At 68.2% G+C, this 15878-nt stretch carries 18 protein-coding genes; 6 read left to right on the forward strand and 12 right to left on the reverse strand.

Features of this window, described 5'->3' with window-relative positions:
* Window positions 1-30 precede the first annotated feature (30 nt).
* The 3 genes from OIE53_RS00705 to OIE53_RS00715 all read right to left on the reverse strand — a co-directional run bounded on the left by OIE53_RS00705 (window position 31) and on the right by OIE53_RS00715 (window position 1903).
* Window positions 31-1170, reverse strand: a complete 1140-nt coding sequence (locus tag OIE53_RS00705) for a site-2 protease family protein (protein ID WP_327024598.1) — start codon at window positions 1168-1170, stop codon at window positions 31-33.
* 110 nt (window positions 1171-1280) lie between these two features.
* Window positions 1281-1700 (reverse strand): PIN domain nuclease, encoded by a 420-nt coding sequence (locus tag OIE53_RS00710; RefSeq protein WP_327024599.1) that lies wholly within the window; start codon window positions 1698-1700, stop codon window positions 1281-1283.
* Entirely contained in the window at window positions 1697-1903 is a 207-nt protein-coding gene (locus tag OIE53_RS00715; RefSeq protein ID WP_327024600.1) for a type II toxin-antitoxin system VapB family antitoxin, read from the reverse strand. The genes OIE53_RS00710 and OIE53_RS00715 overlap by 4 nt, the downstream gene beginning before the upstream one ends.
* 223 nt (window positions 1904-2126) lie before the next feature.
* Here OIE53_RS00715 and OIE53_RS00720 point away from each other — a divergent pair, with 223 nt between their 5' ends.
* The 3 genes from OIE53_RS00720 (at window position 2127) to OIE53_RS00730 (ending at window position 6392) form a co-directional block, all read left to right on the forward strand.
* The gene (locus OIE53_RS00720; protein WP_327024601.1) at window positions 2127-4217 is read left to right on the forward strand and encodes a prolyl oligopeptidase family serine peptidase; all 2091 of its coding nucleotides are present in this window, start codon (window positions 2127-2129) and stop codon (window positions 4215-4217) included.
* A gap of 39 nt (window positions 4218-4256) precedes the next feature.
* The gene (locus OIE53_RS00725; protein ID WP_327024602.1) at window positions 4257-4661 is read left to right on the forward strand and encodes an ImmA/IrrE family metallo-endopeptidase; all 405 of its coding nucleotides are present in this window, start codon (window positions 4257-4259) and stop codon (window positions 4659-4661) included.
* A gap of 588 nt (window positions 4662-5249) precedes the next feature.
* Window positions 5250-6392: an IS110 family transposase gene (locus OIE53_RS00730; protein ID WP_442791366.1), complete on the forward strand. Its 1143-nt coding sequence runs from the start codon at window positions 5250-5252 to the stop codon at window positions 6390-6392.
* Between the two features lie 33 nt (window positions 6393-6425).
* Here the strand turns inward: OIE53_RS00730 and OIE53_RS00735 are convergent, their stop codons facing one another.
* The 9 genes from OIE53_RS00735 to OIE53_RS00775 form a co-directional block, all read right to left on the reverse strand.
* Window positions 6426-7028: a hypothetical protein gene (locus OIE53_RS00735; protein WP_327024604.1), complete on the reverse strand. Its 603-nt coding sequence runs from the start codon at window positions 7026-7028 to the stop codon at window positions 6426-6428.
* Between the two features lie 763 nt (window positions 7029-7791).
* Window positions 7792-9026, reverse strand: a protein-coding gene (locus OIE53_RS00740; protein WP_327021974.1) for an IS3 family transposase whose coding sequence is annotated in 2 segments (ribosomal slippage) — window positions 7792-8747 and window positions 8747-9026 — 1236 coding nt in all. Because the reading frame shifts where the segments join, the coding sequence is not laid out codon by codon here.
* Window positions 8998-9918, reverse strand: coding sequence for a hypothetical protein (locus OIE53_RS00745; protein WP_327024605.1), 921 nt, complete (start codon window positions 9916-9918; stop codon window positions 8998-9000). Before OIE53_RS00745 ends, OIE53_RS00740 begins: the two co-directional genes overlap by 29 nt.
* Window positions 9919-9949: 31 nt before the next feature.
* Window positions 9950-10372: a hypothetical protein gene (locus tag OIE53_RS00750; protein WP_327024606.1), complete on the reverse strand. Its 423-nt coding sequence runs from the start codon at window positions 10370-10372 to the stop codon at window positions 9950-9952.
* Complete coding sequence (locus OIE53_RS00755; RefSeq protein WP_327024607.1) at window positions 10356-11033, reverse strand: hypothetical protein; 678 nt, start codon at window positions 11031-11033, stop codon at window positions 10356-10358. The genes OIE53_RS00750 and OIE53_RS00755 overlap by 17 nt, the downstream gene beginning before the upstream one ends.
* Window positions 11030-11290 (reverse strand): hypothetical protein, encoded by a 261-nt coding sequence (locus tag OIE53_RS00760; protein ID WP_327024608.1) that lies wholly within the window; start codon window positions 11288-11290, stop codon window positions 11030-11032. Before OIE53_RS00760 ends, OIE53_RS00755 begins: the two co-directional genes overlap by 4 nt.
* 2 nt (window positions 11291-11292) lie before the next feature.
* A complete protein-coding gene (locus tag OIE53_RS00765; RefSeq protein ID WP_327024609.1) occupies window positions 11293-11556 on the reverse strand; it encodes a hypothetical protein in 264 nt (87 codons plus the stop codon).
* Window positions 11557-11734: 178 nt separating this feature from the next.
* Window positions 11735-11935, reverse strand: a complete 201-nt coding sequence (locus OIE53_RS00770) for a DUF397 domain-containing protein (protein ID WP_327024610.1) — start codon at window positions 11933-11935, stop codon at window positions 11735-11737.
* Window positions 11928-12806 (reverse strand): helix-turn-helix domain-containing protein, encoded by an 879-nt coding sequence (locus tag OIE53_RS00775; RefSeq protein ID WP_327024611.1) that lies wholly within the window; start codon window positions 12804-12806, stop codon window positions 11928-11930. The genes OIE53_RS00770 and OIE53_RS00775 overlap by 8 nt, the downstream gene beginning before the upstream one ends.
* Before the next feature lie 422 nt (window positions 12807-13228).
* Here OIE53_RS00775 and OIE53_RS00780 point away from each other — a divergent pair, with 422 nt between their 5' ends.
* Genes OIE53_RS00780 through OIE53_RS00790 form a run of 3 tightly spaced genes read left to right on the forward strand, consistent with a single transcriptional unit; the run spans window position 13229 to window position 15857 of the window.
* Window positions 13229-13588, forward strand: a complete 360-nt coding sequence (locus OIE53_RS00780; protein ID WP_327027015.1) for a DivIVA domain-containing protein — start codon at window positions 13229-13231, stop codon at window positions 13586-13588.
* Entirely contained in the window at window positions 13585-13842 is a 258-nt protein-coding gene (locus OIE53_RS00785) for a hypothetical protein (RefSeq protein WP_327024612.1), read from the forward strand. Before OIE53_RS00780 ends, OIE53_RS00785 begins: the two co-directional genes overlap by 4 nt.
* A complete protein-coding gene (locus tag OIE53_RS00790) occupies window positions 13839-15857 on the forward strand; it encodes a hypothetical protein (protein WP_327024613.1) in 2019 nt (672 codons plus the stop codon). The genes OIE53_RS00785 and OIE53_RS00790 overlap by 4 nt, the downstream gene beginning before the upstream one ends.
* The last annotated feature ends 21 nt before the right edge of the window (window positions 15858-15878 follow it).

Raw genomic sequence — 15878 nt, forward strand, 5'->3', positions numbered from 1 at the left:
GCACCGACGAAAAGTGCAAGATCGGCGATGTTAGCGGCCGGCGGTGACCTGGTCGCGGAGGTGGCCGCGTTGGACGGCGCGGCTGATGTCGCTGGGGGAGACGATGCCGACCAGTTGGCCCTCGACGACCACCAGGGCTCGGCCGTCGGCGCACTCGCTCAGGCGGGGCAGCAGGTCGGTGAGTTGCTCGTCGGGGGAGGCGAGGACCAGGTCCTCGGCCCGGCAGGCCACCGCCGCCAGGGTGGTGCTGCCGCGCTGGTCGCCCGGCACGCCGCGGACCCGGTCCAGGGTGACCAGGCCGATCGGCCGCCCGTCCTCGGTCAACGGCAGCGCGGTGTGCCGGTACGCGAACAGGTAGTTGTCGACGAAGTCCGCCACGGTCAGTTCACCCGAGGCGGTCTGCGGCTGCGGGGTCATCACCTCGCCCACCCGTACCCCACGCAGCGCGTCACCCACCCGGGCCTGCCGTTCCTCCATGCCGGCCGCGCCGATCAGGAACCAGCCGATCAACGCCAACCAGAGCCCACCGAAACCGGCGCCGGTGAGGAACCGGAACAACCCCAGCCCGATCAGCAGTACGCCGAGCACCCAACCCGCCCGGGCCGCCACCACCGAGGCGCGGGTCCGGTCCCCGGTGGCCTTCCACACCGCCGCGCGCAGCAACCGCCCGCCGTCCAGCGGCGCCGCCGGCAGGATGTTGAACAGCGCCAGCAGCAGGTTGATGCCGGCCAGCCAGGCCATCGCGCCCAGCAGCAGCCCCTGCACCCCGGCCAGGCTGAGCACTATCGCGATCGCCCCGAAGAACACCCCGATGATCAGACTGACCAGCGGCCCGACGCCCGCGATGCGCAGCTCCGCTCCCGGGGTACGGGCCTCGCCCCGTAGTTCGGCGACCCCACCGAAGAGCCACAGGGTGATCCCCTGCACGTCCAGCCCGTTGCGCTTGGCCACCACCGCGTGGGACACCTCGTGGGCGAGCAGGCCCAGGAAGAAGACCACCGCCGCCGCCAGACCCGCGAAGACGTACGCGAGCGCCGAGCGGCCCGGGTACGACACCGGGAACAGGTTCGCCGACAACCCCCACCAGATCAGCGCGAAGATGAACAGGACACTCCAGTTCACGCCGACCGGTACGCCCGCGATCCGACCGAGCCCGAAACTCGCCCTCATGCCTGGGTGATACCCCCGGAGGCTAAACCCATGCCGTACGTCGGGTGGGCGACCTGCTCACCGCAGCGATCGATGGCGTTTCGCCTCCGCTGCTCGACCAGCTCCGATGGTCAGTCGGCGGTCCCGGCCGGGACGACCCAGGTGGTGGGCTGGCCGGTGATCGCGGTGATCATGTCGTAGTCGCCGTCGTAGTGCAGCACGGTGGCACCGTGCCGCTCTGCGGTCGCGCCGATCACCAGATCAGCCATCGGGAGGGCCCGGTGATTGCCCTTGTGCAGTGCCTGGAGCTGGACTTCGACCGCTCGGTCCCAGACCTCGTCCGGCGTGGCAAGCCAGTGGAAGCCACCGAGCAGCCAGCGCGCCCGCTGAGCTTCCTTGACCGTCCGTGCGCTCTGAATCACCTCGATCTCGATCGCGCCACACACCGCCAACAGTCCGCGCTCGGACAACTCATCGAGCACCGGCGCGACGGCCGGCTTGGGCCAGCGGGCAAGCGCGGACTTGTCGAGCAGGTACAGCTCTCGACTCATGCAGCATCCGGCGTCGAGTCGGGGTGGCCGGTGAGGTCCGGCAGACCGCCGCTCTTGAGCCAGTCGGCGAACTCACGCCTTTTCTCCCGATCGACGGCGGCCTTCAGGGCCGCGTTGACGGTCGCCTTCTTCGTGGTCGTGCCGAAGATCTTGGCGGCTTCGGCAAGCAGTTCGTCATCGACGTCGAGGATCGTCCTGGACACGAGTTCCTCCAGCTCAGTGCGGCGCTCACGCGATGATATCAACTTGCCGTGATCTTGATATCTAATGGCTGTCCAGCGATCTGCGCGGTTGCGGGTGAGAAGAGCCGGGCGTACGCAAAATTCCGCCAGATATGCCCATGTGGTTGGTCTCAGCCTTCGGTAGTGGGGACTGTACTTTGTGTACTGCGGCGATGGTCGTCGTCAGTGGTGAAGGAGTCGGTGGATGGGTGAAGACTCGTCGGGCGCAGACCCATACCACTGGCTTGAGGACATCGATGGCGCGGAGGCCGTCCGGTGGGTGAGGGAACGCAACGCGGAGGCTGTCGCGGCGCTGACCGACGGCCCGGCATTCGCCGCGCGGCAGGCCGAGATCCGGCAGATTCTCGACTCGGACGACCGCATCCCCTATCCGGGCTGGCTCGGAGACCACTTCTACTACGACTTCTGGCAGGACGTGGCGCATCCGCGCGGGCTCTGGCGGCGGACGACCCTCGAGGAGTACCGCCGTGCCGAGCCGGAGTGGGATGTCCTGCTCGACCTCGATGAGCTGGCCGGGCGGGAGGGCGAGAACTGGGTCTGGGGCGGCGCGACGACGCTGCCGCCCGAGCACCGGCGTTGCCTGATCAGCCTGTCCCGCGGGGGCGCGGACGCGGTGGTGGTGCGCGAGTACGACCTCGTCGACCGGGCCTTCGTGGCCGACGGTTTCACCGTCGCCGAGGCCAAGACCGATGTCGGCTGGATCGACGCCGACCACGTCTACGTCGGCACCGACCTCGGACCGGGGTCGTTGACCGAATCCGGCTATCCCCGACAGGTGCGGCGGTGGCGACGCGGCACGCCACTGGCCGAGGCCGAAGTCGTGTACGAGGTGTCCCACGAGGATGTCAGCGCGTACGGCTGGCGCGACCCCACGCCCGGTTTCGCGCGCGACTTCGTCCGTCGCCGCCTGGACTTCTTCCGCTCGGAGAGTTTCCTGCTGACCGGGGCGGGCGAACGGGTTCGGATCAAGGTGCCCGAGGACGCCGGCTGGGACGTACACCGGGAATGGTTGGTGATTCGGCCGCGTACGCCGTGGCAGGTGGGCGAGTCGACCTACTCGGCGGGTGCCCTGCTGGCGACCCGGTTCGACGCCTACCTCGCTGGCAGCCGGGACCTGACGGTGCTGTTCCAGCCCGACGACCGTACGGCGCTGAGTGGTTACACCTGGACCCGCCACCACCTGATCCTGACCACCCTCACCGACGTACGCAGCACACTGGGGGTGCTCACCCCAGGTGAGGGTGAGTGGCGGCGGGCACCACTGCCGGGAGTACCGGCCGACGAAGAGGGCTACCTCGTCGAGACCGACCCGGACCTCGGGGACGCCTACCTGGTCGCCTCGGAGGGCTTCCTCCAGCCGGCGACGCTGCGGCTCGGGCGGATCGGCGGCACCGTAGAAACCCTCAAACGGGCACCGGCGTTCTTCGACACCGAGGGCCTGACCGTACGACAGTTCTTCGCCACCTCCGCCGACGGCACCCGGGTGCCGTACTTCGTGGTCGGGGATCCGGCCGCGCCCGCCGGACCGACGCTGCTGACCGGGTACGGCGGCTTCGAGATCTCGAAGACCCCCGGCTACTCCGGGCTCATCGGCCGGGGCTGGCTGGCCCGGGGCGGCACGTACGTGGTCGCGAACATCCGGGGCGGCGGCGAGTACGGACCGCGGTGGCACCGGGCGGCGTTGCGGGAGAACCGGCCCCGGGCGTTCGAGGACTTCGCGGCGGTGGCCGGTGACCTGGCCGAGCGGGGCATCACCACGCCGGAACAGTTGGGCATCGAGGGCGGCAGCAACGGCGGCCTTCTGATGGGGGCGATGCTGACCCGGTATCCGGCGCTGGTCGGCGCCGTCGTCGCGCACGTCCCACTGCTGGACATGCGGCGCTACCACCGGCTGCTGGCCGGTGCCTCCTGGATGGCCGAGTACGGCGACCCAGATGCCCCCGAGGACTGGGCCTACCTGCGGGAATACTCGCCGTACCACAATGTTCGCGAAGGGGTCCGCTACCCGCCGGTCCTGTTCGTCACCTCCACCCGCGACGACCGGGTGCACCCCGGCCACGCTCGCAAGATGACCGCCCTGCTTCGCGAGTACGGCCACGATGTCACCTACTACGAGAACATCGAGGGCGGGCACGGCGCGGCAGCCAACAACGAGCAGCGCGCCTTCATCAAGGCGCTGGCGCTGGAGTTCTTCTGGCAGAGGCTTTCCCACCCGCGTGCGGTCGTACCAGGCCAGCACACCCCGCCCGCGGACCGAGTGCCCGAGCTGCCGTGACGTGCCAACTTCGCATCGTGTTGGCCCTAAGTCGAATTGGTGATCGACGCCTTCGCCGGCGAACTACTGCTGCCGATCGACGCGATAGCTCGTGCCCAAGCCGCCGGGCCGGTGACCCGAGAGATGCTGATCAGCTACGCCGCGCGATACCGCACCTCCTGGATGCTGGCGTTGCGGCAGGCGGAGCAGGCCCAGATCATCGATGCCGCGACGCGCAGTGCGTGGAGTTCTCCGCGACCTATCCGCGCGGAATTCATGGAGGCGCTTGGCTGGGCACCCGAACCCGACCTGATGGCCGTGCGGGTGCCGCCAGGCTACGCACATGCCGTCATCAAGGCGTGGCGGGGCAACCGGATCACCCGGGCCAGGGCCGTCGAAATGATGTACGGCCAGATCACCGACGCGGACCTACCGGAGGAGAACGACACGGAGCTTCCCCCGTGAGCGGTTCACCACAGCCCGTCTTCGTCCTCGACACGATTCACCCTTGCTGACCGGTTGGACGTCCTGCAAGACCTGTTGATAGGCGCGGACTGCTGGACAACGCAGGTGGTCATGGAAGAGCTGCGGGAGGGTGCAGCCGTTCCTCCAGAGCTGCTCGCGACGTGCGAGGTGTCGGCGTACGGATTCCGGTGCAAAGTCGGGTACGCCAGATGTGCAGAGGTTGGGGCGCGAAGCATCGAGACGCTGCGATGGCGGCCGGCCCGACGACCCAGGTCCGCGACTCACGATGAGTAATCGGTGGACGTGGGCTAGCGCCCGGATCGCGGCTTACTTGTTTCATTGACCTGCGACCGTTGCCCGGCCAGGCTTCGGTCGAGGCGCCCGGGTTGCCGCTCTCATTGCGGCTGCCCACGCTGGTCGTGTGGCTCTCGTTTGGCCTGCGCGGCCCGGGCGTCGCCCCAGGGCGGGGAGAGGCTCAAGAGGGGTTTGCTCGGCTCGAAGTAGCGTTGCCCTCCCGGCTCGACAACCCAGGTGGATCGAGCATCGGAGGACACGTTGACTGTCACACCGAATCGTGTGGTCATCGGGATGGACCCGCACAAGCGTTCGGCAACGATCGAGGTCATGGCTGGCGACGAGACCGTCGTCGGCGGCGGCCGGTTCGACACCGACCGCGACGGCTACACGGCGATGCGAAAGTACGCCGGTCGGTGGCCGCACCGGGTGTGGGCGATCGAGGGCTGTCAGGGCATCGGCCGGCACATCGCCAACCGGCTGCTGGCCGACGGCGAGCAGGTCGTCGACGTTCCACCGAAGCTGTCCGCCAGGGCGCGGGTGTTCGCCACCGGGCAGGGCCGCAAGACCGACGCCACCGACGCCCACTCCATCGCGCTGGTCGGCACCCGCATGACCGGACTACGCCCGGTGGTCAACGACGAGCAGCTTGCCTTGCTGCGGATCCTGGTCGACCGGCGCCGTTGCCTCGGTGTCGACCACACCCGGATGGTGTCCCAGCTGCACCAACTGCTGCTGGAGCTGATCCCGGGTGGGGCGAAGAAGAGTCTGTCCGCCGCCCAGGCCAAGACACTGCTGGCCACGGTCCGGCCCCGCGACGCGGTCGGCAAGGCCCGACGGCGGGTCGCCGCGGAGCTGATCGCCGACCTCGAACGGATCTACCGACGCTCCAAGGAAGCCGACAAGGAACTGAAGGAGCTGGTCGCTTCCACCGGCACCACGTTGATGGACCTGCACGGCATCGGACCCTCCGGCGCCGCCCGGCTGCTGGTCGAGGTCGCCGACATCACCCGGTTCCCCGACCGGGCTCACTTCGCCTCCTGGAACGGCACCGCCCCCATCGACGCCTCCTCCGGCGAGCAGGTACGCCACCGGCTGTCCCGTGCCGGGAACCGGCAGATCAACCGGGTGCTGCACATCATGGCCACCGTCCAGCTGCGCAACCCCACCGAAGGCCGCGCCTACTTCGACCGGAAGAAAGCCGCCGGCAAGACCTCGATGGAAGCCATGCGCGCCCTGAAACGACGCCTGTCCGACATCGTCTACCGAACCATGATCAGCGACGCGGTAGCCACGGCGGCGGGCCCGGGAGGACAACGGGGAACGACTACCGACTCCAGCGTGACCGACTCTCATCCCCAAGCCAGCTCTTCGGAGAAGTCACTTCCCAGACCCGCCGAAACCCAGCATAGAACTCTCCTCTCGGCGGTGTCTTGACACAGAGGGGAGCCAGATCCGGGCACCTCGAACTCAGGGGACGAGCGGCGTCGGCTGGTCGTCCAGCTCACGGTGCCAGATTCCTTGCCAGCGTTCCTCAGTGGCGGAGGCACGCCAGCGTGCGGCGGGGCCGTCCGGATGGACGCCACAGGTCGGGCATGCGCGGCCCGGGCGGCGCCTTTCGGCGCCGCATGCCAGGCAGTGCCTGTCGATGCTGATTCCGGCGTCGTGGCGATCGAGGACCGCTTGGACGACCGTGGCGAGAGGTCCCGTCGGGTGATGCTCAGGGTCGGGGCAGTAGGCGATCTGGGACCAGCCCCACGAGTTCCAGGGTGTCGGCGTCCGTGGGAGTCGCCTGCCAGTGGCTTTCTCTCGACGCCGCAGGGCGGCGTACTCCTGCGCACGCGGCACGACCACGTCGCGTGTGCGCTGCAGTTCGTCAGCGGCACGCACGAGCGCGTCGAGATCGTCGGTGAGACTGCGTGGGATACGGGCGGCGACGACCAGGTGGTGCCAGGTGGCGCGGAATCCGTACGGGGCGCAGTGCAGAGCGCACTCCCGCAATGCGTAAAGCCTGCGCTGCGGAGGGAGCGTGCTGTCGCGGACGCGGCGCGCCTGCGCAGGAAAGCTGGTCACCAAGCAATGATGGCGCTCTCCATGGGACGGCACGACCACGTTTCGGTACCCGGACGAACCATAACGCAGGACGAGACAGCCCTCACCGTGAACACACGCACATCGGCAAAGTCGGACACCACCGGTGCTCGGCGAACGTCACTGTGTGTAGTTCATGATTTCTGTGCGCGGGTGGCTCGACCATCAGCTCGCCGCTGAACTTGCCGATGGCCGCTGCTTACTCGGCGGCGTACGCGGCCCTGCACTGCAACTCGTACGCCGACACGAGGCGACCTGACTCGACAAAGCCCAGTTGGCCGCTCTTTCCGAGATCAGGTGCTTCGCGACCTGGGCCGGGAGGCATGGTGGCGATGAGCGCAACCTGGGGCGAGGCGTCCGTCCTGGCCGCTGCCGAGATGCGGCAGGGCATCGCCATCACCGACGATCGGCAGGCCACCAAAGTCGCACGTAGTTACGGTGCGAGGGTCCATGGAACGATCCAATTGCTCGCGGCGGCGTGCCGCACCGGCAAGCCTGCTCCGCCCACGTAGGCAACCCACCTCACCCGGCCTCTGCCGCTAGAACTGGCTGGCCAGCGGCCGCGCTCAGCTCCGACCGCTCCGCCCTGACCCTGATGCGGAGCGTGCCCGAGTTGCCCTGAGGTTTACGTCCATAGAGCGTGCAGGGCGGTGGATGTAGGCGACATAGGTGGGAAGGGGTGATTCCAGTCGATCTCCGTGCCGGACCTTCGGACTGTCAAGCCCCGGGTTTGATGGACAGTTGGTTAGCTGGTTTTCAGGGGTGCGGTGACCGGGTGGGTCATCGCGTGTAGGGCCTCGTGTTCGGCGGGTGGGACGTGTCCGAGTTCGCCGTGCAGCCGGCGGTTGTTGTACCAGTCGATGTACTCGACGGTGGCCATCTCCAGGTCGTCGAGTCCACGCCACGGACCTCGGTTGCGGACGAGTTCGGCCTTGTAGAGCGAGTTGAATGCCTCGGCCATCGCGTTGTCGTACGAGTCGCCCCGGGAGCCGACCGAGGCGACAGCGCCGGCCTCGGCGAGGCGCTGGCTGTAGCGGATCGCTCGATATTGGACTCCGCGGTCCGAGTGATGCACGAGTCCGCCCAGGTCAGCGCCCTGATGTTCGCGGCGCCAGATCGCCATCTTCAACGCGTCGAGGGCCAGGTCGGTGTAGAGGTTCGTCGACACCTGCCAGCCGACGATCATGCGGGAGTACACGTCGAGGACGAACGCGGCGTACACCCAGCCGACGCTGGTGCGCACGTAGGTCAGGTCGGCGACCCACAGCTGGTTCGGCCGCAGTGCGGTGAAGTCTCGTTTGACCAGGTCAGAGGGTCGGCTGGTCTCGGCTGCGGGCCGGGTCGTACGCGGCGCTTTGTCGCGCAGCAGCCCGCGCAGCCCGGACTCGCGCATCAGCCGCTCGACGGTGCAGCGGGCCACTCGCACACCGCGCCGACGCAGCTCGTGCCAGATCTTGCGAGCGCCGTAGACGCCGTAGTTCTCCGCGTGGACCTGCTCGATCACCGCGGTCAACTCCTCGTCGCGCCTTGACCGGGCCGAGGCAGGGCGGGTCTTAGCGGCGTAGTAGGTCGACGGTGCGATCTGTGCCGGCGTGTCTTCGAGCGCCTGCAGGACCGGCTGGACACCGTATTCGGCCTTCTGGGAGTCGACGAAGTCGACCTTCATCGCGACGGACGGTCCAGCTCCGCCGCGAAGAAACTCGCCGCGGACTTCAGGATCTGGTTGGCCCGCCGCAGCTCACGCACCTCCCGTTCCAAAGCAGCGAGGCGTTCCGCGTCGCTGCTGGTGGTGCCCGGACGGTCACCGGCGTCAGTCTCGGCCTTCTTCACCCACGTCCGCAACGCCTCCGGATGAATCCCGAGCTGACCGGCGATCCGCCGGATCGCCCCTATCGCGCTGGCCGGGTCCCGGCGAGCCTCGACCGCCAACCGCGTCGCACGCTCACGCAGCTCATCGTTGTACTTCTTCGGTGCGGGCATCGCTGATGTTCCTCCCAGATTTCGATGTCTCCATCAAACCCGGTGCGGGACAGACCGTCTCCTCGACCTCAGCGAAGGTACGCGACCCCATGCCGTCAGGATGTTGGTGCCAGACAAGGACGGCCACAGGGGCGCGCCTATCGCTCACCACTCGCGCCACCGTGGCGGGAGGCCAGACCCGAGAGTTCTTGCGGGGCTTCCGCTCGACCGGACCGACGTCGACCAGCACAACCTCGTCGCCTGGGTGAACAAGTTTGTCGTCGCCCGGGTTCATCCGCCACGGGAAGACACTGCCCTGTCCGTGGCGCTGGTCAAGACGTTCGACCACGGCTATGGCCTGGGGCGGCAGGGCAGCTGTCTCAGCAACGGCCATGCCCAGCCAAAGGCGTGGTGGCTGCTTGGGGCGGCGAGGCGCTGGCACCGAGACCGGAGGGCGGTAGATGCTTCGTGCGCGCTTCAGCCACGCCTGATCGATCTCCTCGCTCCGGGCCTGCCATACGTCCAGCTGCTCAGCGACCTGGTCACACAGCCCTGCGTCGTCGGTGACTATGGTCGCTTCCAACAGGGAGTCGCGAGAGTGCGCCGATGCGTTGGCCGAGCCGACAACGATCCGCGTTGTCCTGCCCTTCAGGTGCATCACCTTCGCGTGCAGATTCGGAAGGGAACGAACTTCTACACCGTTGGCGAGCCAGTCGCCGATCACGGTCGGATCGACCAGGCCAGCCCTGAGCGTCGCGTCCGATCCGTTGATGATGATCATGTCGTCGGGTTGCAGGTTGAGCAGGTCCCTGGCTGCTGGACCGATGTATGCGATGGCGACGCGCTTACGGGTCGCCTGCTGCACATACCGTTCCAAGCCATCCCATGCGTTGTCGGCGATCAACCGCATCATGACCTTGATCCTGGCACTAGAGGCTCGGGACTTACATGTACTCCGCAGCGGTCTGTTCCGCTTCGGCGACGAAGGCGTCAAGTTGCTCCGGCGTCAGGCTGGCTTCCTGCAGGAGTCGGGTAAGGACGAACAGTTCTGCACCGAGCGCCACGTCCGGAGCTATGTTGTCGGCAAGTTCTGGCTCGCCGAGGGCCGCGCGGATCAGCCCTTCGGTCTCAAGTGCGGGAATGCTGTCGCCCTCCTCATAGCTGGCCCGAGCTGTGGCCACGAACTGAGCGATGTCGGCAGGTGTGGCGTCTGCTCCGAAGCGTCGGTTGACGGCGATGGCGAAGGCGGCACCGATCACCTGGAGGCCCCCCGCCCAGTTGGCGCGGTCAAGATCAGCGATGAGGGCGTCGGTTGTCTCCCAGTCGCCCCGCGCCATTGCCTGGATCAACTCACCCAGTTTCGTCACGGCCACGCCTCCTTATCCTCGGAATGTTCTTCTTGACGATTGCTGTGATCCGGTGGACTGCCACGCCAGCCAGTAGGCCGACGACGACGAGGTTTCCGGCAGCATCCGGTGCGTCTATCTTTGGCCGTACTGTCGGGTCGGGTGCACTTGGGGTCGCCGTGCCAGTGGAATGTGAGCCAGCCGCGCCGCTTGGATTTCGCACCACCTTGACTGTCTGCTGCACGGCCCGGGTCGCGCTGGCTGCCTGATCTTGTAACTCGTCCGCGTTGCGGACCGCGCGCTTGAGGAACGTCCCGACGTTCTTGCGCGCCAGTTCTCGCTTCTCACTGTCTGCGAGCAGGTCTTCGCCGGTGGGAGATGCCCCCTCGGCCGCACTCCGGGGAGTCGCCGAGCCCGGCGCAATCGCGTTGACGTAGTCGGCGAGGTGATCGGCGGCGACGCTGCTCAACCGTCCGAGTCGGCCAGCCTTCGCTGCTGACGTCTGGCTGTCCTTGATGGCTGCCTGAACCCTCGGATGGCTGCTGCCCTTACCGCCGGAAACGAAGCGGCTTGTCGCCTGCTCGATGTCTGCCTGTGTACGGATGGCCTGGATGGCGAGAGCGTCTAGATCCTTTATGGCGGAGTTGAGCTGGGCGACGACCTGGGCGATGAGGCCGCTCATCCGAGTCCGGTGACAAACGATGATGCATGGGCTTTCGCCCTCTTGATGGTCCGCAGGGTCAGATCGACCTCGCGCTGCGCGGCCAACAACGCTCCGCGGGCTGCCTGAGCCTTCTCGTGATGGCTGCCATCGAGAGTGGCCACCACAAGGCGGATCACATCCTCGAGAACGGTTCCGATGCCCTCGACCGTTGTAGTGGCCTGGTCGAGGGAATGCTCACCTTCTCCGAACACCGCCTTGACATCGCCGATGCTCACGGTCAGCCCAGGACGCTGATGTACTGCCGGGCGGCCTGGGTACTGCCCTGAAGCGTCGTCGCCGCTTCAATCAACCGCTGCTTGCTCTGCTCGGCGCGGGCGATGGCCTCGCCGATCGCCGGGTGACCGGTGCCGGCGGCGACCGAACGCAGCCGGGCGAGCACCTGCTCGGTGCCGTCGATGGCCGCCCGGATCTGGTTCGTGGTGGCGTTGCTCTGCTCGGCTGCCTGGGCGAGCGCGGCCTTCACCTGCTCGATACTGGCCATGCTGTTCCTTCCGGAGCTGCGGTAGCCGTCGACAAACCACGATGTTCACCGATCCGTGGCCGGACGAACACTATCCGACGTCCAGCAGCGTTCGCAGCCCCGCAAGGGCCAACTCTGGGCCTGAGCAATGGCGAGGGGCGACGCCCAGCGGCTGGGCGACGCCCTCGATTCGTCGATGTCAGTTGCCGAACATGTCCCGCTGCACACCCGTCACGAAGGCGGTCCACGCCGCCGGATTGAAGGCGAGGACGGGACCGTCAGGATCCTTGCTGTCTCGCAGCCCGACAGCACCGGGTAGGTTGTCCGCGACCTCGACACAGTTGCCGCCGTTATTGCTGCGGCTGGACTTGCGCCACACGGCACCGAGCAGGTCAGACACGGGAGTACTCCTTAGCGACTTGCTGAATCAGACTCAAAGATCTTGACTCGTTCAGGGTGCGGCTCGCCATGTCGGCCCAGATCGTGTTGTAGGCAGCCGTCTCGTGAGGCTTGTCGAGGTAGATCGCCCCGGTCGCGGCATCGAGATACGCCACGGGCGGCTCAACCTCCCGGCCATGATTGTCCCGGGGAAACTCCAGGAGCGAGAAGGCTCCGGTCATCGCGCCCGCGTGCAGCCCTGCAGAAAAAGCTAGAACTTGGACGGTCACGTTCGGTAGCTCGGCAGCCTTTGCGATCTGGTGAAGTTGATCAGCCATGATCGCCGCGTTGCCCACCGGGCGGCGTAACACGGCCTCGTTGATTATCACGCTGAGTTGCGGTGGGGAGAAGCGCGTGAGGAGGGTCTGCCGCTCGGCGCGGAGCTGGATAGCGCGCTGCTGCTCTTGCTGGTCGGCGGCGTCAATCGCACCGCCCGGCATCTTGAAGACCTGCTCGGCATAGGCGCGGGTCTGCAGCAGGCCAGGTACCAGTTCGGCTTCGTACTGGCGGATGCTGGAAGCTGCCGCTTCGAGACCCACGTAGAGCTGGAACCAGCGTGGCAGGCCGGCGCCGATGTAGTCGTGCCACCAGTTTTTGTTCTCACGCGTCGCCGCCGTCAGCGCAAGCAGTAGTTCCCGGTCGCCATCGGAGGCGCCGTACAGGTCGAGCATCTGTTGTACGTCAGCCTGGCGGAAGCGGACGTGTTCGGCACCGTTTTCGATCCGATGCAACGTGGCCCGTGCTCGATCCAACCGCTCAGCAGCCTGCTCCATCGTGAGCCCCGCTGCCTTGCGCAGTGATTCGAACTTGCGTCCGATCTGACGCCTTAGCATCGTCGATCCCGCTACTGACTGTGACAACTGTCCGTCCTCTGCTGGTTCGGATGGTGCGACGTCCTGGTGTCCAATTGAAGCTGCCGTGTGTCTCAGAATCAATAGACACGTCACGAACAGTAAATTTCTACAGCAAGATCGCTAATGGCGGGATGCTATTGCAACATTGCAATTGAAGTCTCGCGGTGCTTCACTCTCTCCTGCGGCCACTGTGGAAGTGCTGGTCAGGGGCCGTGTCTGCCCTGGTGCCGTACTGCGATGAGGGCTGCGGTGGCAGGTGCGTGGCGGGTCCGTCGGTGCGCGGCGGGCCGATGGGCCCGCCGTCTTCATCGCCCACGCTGACGAGAGCGAGGTCTGTCATGCGCAACCCTTTCCGGCGACGAGCCGAGCGGTACGACGCCCGGCACACCGCAGCGCACCCCATGCGGACGGCAGAGCGCACCAACAGCACCAGTCGGTCCGACGAGCAGCGGGGCGAGAGTGTCGGCACCTGTTACCGGGCGGCGAGCTTTCGGCCGTGGCAGGTGCGGGATCGGCGGTTCCGGTTGAGTCGGCGTGGCTACGACCCGGCGGAGGTGGTCGAGTTCCTCGACCGGGTGGCGGACGACCTGGAGGCCGCGTACGCGCAGGTGGCCCAGTCGCACCGGGAGGCGGCCCGGGTCCGGGAGGCGTTGCGGCAGTGGCAGGCCGAGTGGGGTAAAGCCCGGCAGGGCGGCGCGAACCACCGGCCGGTGTACCGCCAGACGGGGCAGCAGCCCGCGAACCAGGGAGCGTGGCGGTGACCGGGCGGTACGTGGTGCATCTGCCGGTTCAGGCGGGCGATCTGCTGGCGGCGCAGCGACTGGCGCGGGTGCTGGCCCGATGGGCGCGGGTGCTGCCGCAGGCCGACCCGGGGGAGACCACCGTCTCGGCCGAGGACGACCAGGGCGTACGCCATCGGGTCTTCTGTGACCTGCTGTTGCCCGGCGGCGGTAGGTGCCTGCTGCGGGCCGACCACGACGGTGACTGCGCGCGACGGCTGGGCGGTCGGTCGTGAGCACCGTGGACTGCGACGACTGCGGCGGGCTGGGTTTTCGGGTGCGGCGCTGCCAGTGCACCTGGGGTGGTGACCGGCTGATCGTGGACGGCGGCGAATACCGCGACGAGGCGTACGCCGACTGTCGGCTCTGTGGCGGTGACGGCAGTGTGGCCGAGCCGTGTCATCGGTGCGGGCGTGGTGGGCGGCGGCGGGCGGAGCTGGTGGTGACCGTGGTCAACCTGGACACCGGGGCGGCGGCATCGCGGCGGCTGGTGCCCGGTCGGCTCGACCCACCGACCGGTCGGGAGCGGGCCCGTCGGGCGGGGGAGCTGGTCGGTGGGCTCTGCGCCACTGTCGGGGTACGCGGGCTGCGCCCACGGTGGGGACGGCGGGATCTGGACGACACGCTGTTCTGGTTGCCGCCGCAGTGGCGTCCCGAACTGCCCGAGCGGCAGCGGTGGGTGCTGGAAGCCGAGGCCCTCGCCCGGCACGATCACGACCCGTGGTGGATCTTCGTCGGCCGGGGCAGCGCCACACCGTCGCCGCCCGATCCGGCCGTCGAGCTGTCCCGGCTCTGCGGGCTGGCCGACCTGCTCCATCTTGACCTGGTGGTGGAGGCTCGCCGCCGCAGCTACGACGGGGTTGGCTGGGAGCTGCGGTACGAGCTGCCGGGCAGTCCGGTGCCGCTCGATTCACCCGGGCGCGCCCGGGACCTGGCCTCGGCGATCGCCGACACGGATTTCCGGGCGGCCATGTGCGGGTTGGACGAGCGAGGGCGGCACGCGCCGCTGTACTCGGTGCGGGCGGTGCCGCCGGTCGGCGTACCCCCGATCATGGATCTTGACCGGTTCGGCCGGGCCGTGCTCGCGGAGCTGGTCGGCGACGCGCCCGGCGCTCAGGCGATCTGGCGGGACGGCCGCTGGTGGCACACCGCGCTGCTACCGACCGGCAGCGTCGAGAGCCTGCACGAGCGGGAGACCGGGCAGGTCGTCCGGCATGTCGTGGAGACCCTGCGGCGGGCCGGCGAACCGCCCGACCCGGCCTGGTGGGGTGAGCCGATAGCGCATCGGCCCTGCCCGGACTGTCGGCCCGGCAGCCGGTTGCGTCGCTGCAACTGCCGACTCGGCACGTCCGCACCCGACCCGGACTGCCCCGACTGCTCGGGTGCCGGTCTGGCCCCCTCGGTGGGCTGCTGCTCGACCTGCCGGGACAGCGGCCGAATTCCGGCGGCCGTGTCGGTGACCGTGACCGACCTGCGGCAGGTCAGCCACGAGACCTGGCGGCCCGACGGAAGCGAACCCGCCCCGGTGGTCGCCCACCAACCCAACGGCAAACCGATACATCAGCTCGGCCCACACCGGCGGGTGGCCCGCTACGCCAGCAGCTTCGGGGTGCGCCCGGCCGACCTGACCCGGCTCGACACGGACTGGCCCGTCGATCATGATCTGCTCGACGGCTTCGTGACCGTTCATGAGCCCGGCGTCGATGCGGTGCGCCAGTACGTCGAGCAACTCGCCGCCGGGCTGCCCGGGGCGCGACTGTTCGTGCTGGCCGCCGTGCCGGACGCGCCACCGCTGACCGACCTGCTGCGCCTCGCCCACGCTCTAGACCTCGCCGCCGTGCTGACCTACTGCGACCATCGGCTCGACGCCGGTGACCCGCGCAAGATCCAGGGGGAGCGGTGGGATGTGCGGCTCATCGCCCGCGATGCGCCAGTCGGGGCCGAGTTTCCGTTCTGCGCCAGTGTCGAGGCGGCTGTGGCGCGCTGCGTCGAGTATCTCGACTGCCACCTGGTCGCCAGCGTGCCCCGGGACCCCGACCAGCCGGTGCCCGCACCACAGGCCGCGCCCTCGCCGCCGCTGCCGGACCCGACCGAGTTGCTGCGCCGCGTCGGCTGGCACTACGCCGGGCAGCCGGTGGTGGCGGCGTTCGACCGAACAGGCTGTCGGCTCTGGCTGACCGGGGAGGACGGCGTCCAGCCACTCGCCCGGGCCGCCACCCTCGACGACGCCGTTTTCGCTCTGCGGCTGTGAGCCCGGGAGCCTGCCACAGCC

This window comes from Micromonospora sp. NBC_01739, from assembly GCF_035920385.1.
GTDB lineage: Bacteria > Actinomycetota > Actinomycetes > Mycobacteriales > Micromonosporaceae > Micromonospora.